The organism is Tsukamurella spumae (assembly GCF_012396015.1).
Taxonomy (GTDB): domain Bacteria; phylum Actinomycetota; class Actinomycetes; order Mycobacteriales; family Mycobacteriaceae; genus Tsukamurella; species Tsukamurella spumae.
In genome coordinates this window covers 1-1,954 of sequence record NZ_JAAXOQ010000067.1, presented here as the reverse complement: position 1 = coordinate 1,954, position 1,954 = coordinate 1, and the positions used below count along the sequence as shown (strand labels likewise).

The 1,954-nt window shown below is 67.3% G+C and carries 1 protein-coding gene; it reads left to right on the top strand.

Features of this window, described 5'->3' with window-relative positions; translation table 11 throughout:
* The first annotated feature begins 249 nt into the window (after positions 1–249).
* A complete protein-coding gene (locus HF999_RS22055) occupies positions 250–1,797 on the top strand; it encodes a helicase HerA-like domain-containing protein (RefSeq protein ID WP_168547897.1) in 1,548 nt (515 codons plus the stop codon).
* The last annotated feature ends 157 nt before the right edge of the window (positions 1,798–1,954 follow it).

The following is a 1,954-nucleotide window of genomic DNA, read 5'->3' as shown; positions in this document are numbered from 1 at the left end:
CAGCCGGCAAGGGTCGTCCTCTTGGGGCGCCATCGCGCCACGCGGCCCTGCGCCCCCGCACCACGCCCCCAGGAGGGCAGGAGCGGGGGCGTTTCCCGTTCGCCAGTCCGCAGCCAGTCCGCAGTAGATTCAGCAACGCTCATCATTCGCCAACGTCACCAACGCTCTGACCAGGGGATATCCGGAGCAGTAAACGCGCTCAACACCCGCAAACGCCCAGGTGGCGCTATCCAAGCTAGTGTTTCTTCCGTGACTGACAACGTGAACTCCCCGGCGCAGACCATCGCGGCCGGCTACGAATTCTCGGGCCCCGCGTTGGAGCTCGGCACCGTTCTGGTGGACGGCACCGTCGACCCGTCCGCGAAGGTACGGATCCCGCTGGCGATGATGAACCGACACGGCCTCGTCGCCGGTGCCACCGGTACCGGTAAGACGAAGACGCTGCAGCTCATCGTCGAGCAGTTGTCGGCCAACGGCGTGCCCGTCGTGCTCGCCGACATCAAGGGCGACCTCGCGGGCCTGTCCAAGCCCGGTGAGGCGAACGACAGGACCACCGCGCGCGCCGCCGATACCGGTGACGATTGGAAGCCGGCCAACGTGCCGACGGAGTTCGTCTCCCTCGGCACGAAGGGCGTCGGCATCCCGATCCGCGCGACCATCTCCTCCTTCGGCCCGATCCTGCTGTCGAAGGTGCTGGGGCTCAACGCCACCCAGGAGTCGACGCTCGGCCTCATCTTCCACTGGGCCGATCAGAACCAGCTCGAGTTGCTCGACCTCAAGGACCTGCGCTCGGTCATCGCGTACCTCACCTCGGCCGAGGGCAAGGCGGACCTCGAGGGCATCGGCGGCGTCAGCAAGCAGACCGCGGGCGTGATCCTGCGTGCCCTGGTCAACCTCGAGGCAGAGGGTGGCGACACCTTCTTCGGTGAGCCCGAGATCGACATGGGCGACCTCATCCGCACCGCCGGCGGCCAGGGCGTCGTCACGCTGTTCGAGCTGGGGGATCAGGCCGCGCGTCCCACCCTGTTCTCGACCTTCCTCATGTGGGTCCTGGCCGACCTGTTCGACTACCTCCCCGAGGCCGGCGACCTCGACAAGCCCAAGCTCGTCTTCATCTTCGACGAGGCGCACCTGCTGTTCGCCGACGCCAGCAAGGCCTTCAAGGACCAGGTCGAGCAGACGGTCAAGCTGATCCGCTCGAAGGGTGTCGGCGTGTTCTTCTGCTCGCAGCTGCCCACCGACATCCCGAACCCGGTGCTCAGTCAGCTCGGTGCCCGCATCCAGCACGCGTTGCGGGCCTTCACCCCGGAGGATCAGACCGCGCTGTCCAAGACGGTCAAGACCTACCCGACCTCGCCCGCCTACAAGCTCGACGAGGCTCTTACCAGCCTCGGCATCGGCGAGGCGATCGTCACCGTGCTCTCCGACAAGGGTGCGCCCACGCCGGTCGCGTGGACCCGGTTGCGCGCCCCGCGCTCGCTGATGTCCGCGATCGGCGACGATGCCATCCGCTCGGCCGCGCAGGCCTCACCGCTGTGGGGCAAGTACTCGCAGACGGTCGACAATCTGTCGGCGTTCGAGAAGCTCGCGGCCAATGCGCAGCAGGCACAGCAGGAGAACGCGCCGGCCGAGCAGGCGCCGCCGCCCCCGCCCGCGCCCAAGAAGCAGGAGGAGGAATCCTCCTGGGTCTCGGACGTCATGGGCAACCCGGCGGTGAAGTCCTTCCTGCGCTCCGCCGCCTCCAGCGCCGGTCGCGAGCTCTCCCGCAGCATCTTCGGCACCAAGCGTCGCCGCTGAGCCGCAATTGAACACCGTTATGGGGAGCCCGACCTGCCTTGGGTCCAAGGGGTCAGCGCAACATCTGAGGTAGATGAGGTGTTGTCTGATGGGAAGACCGAAGAGCCCGGCGGAGCGGGAGCGTCCGTTCTGGGATCAGATCCGCAGCGGTAAGACG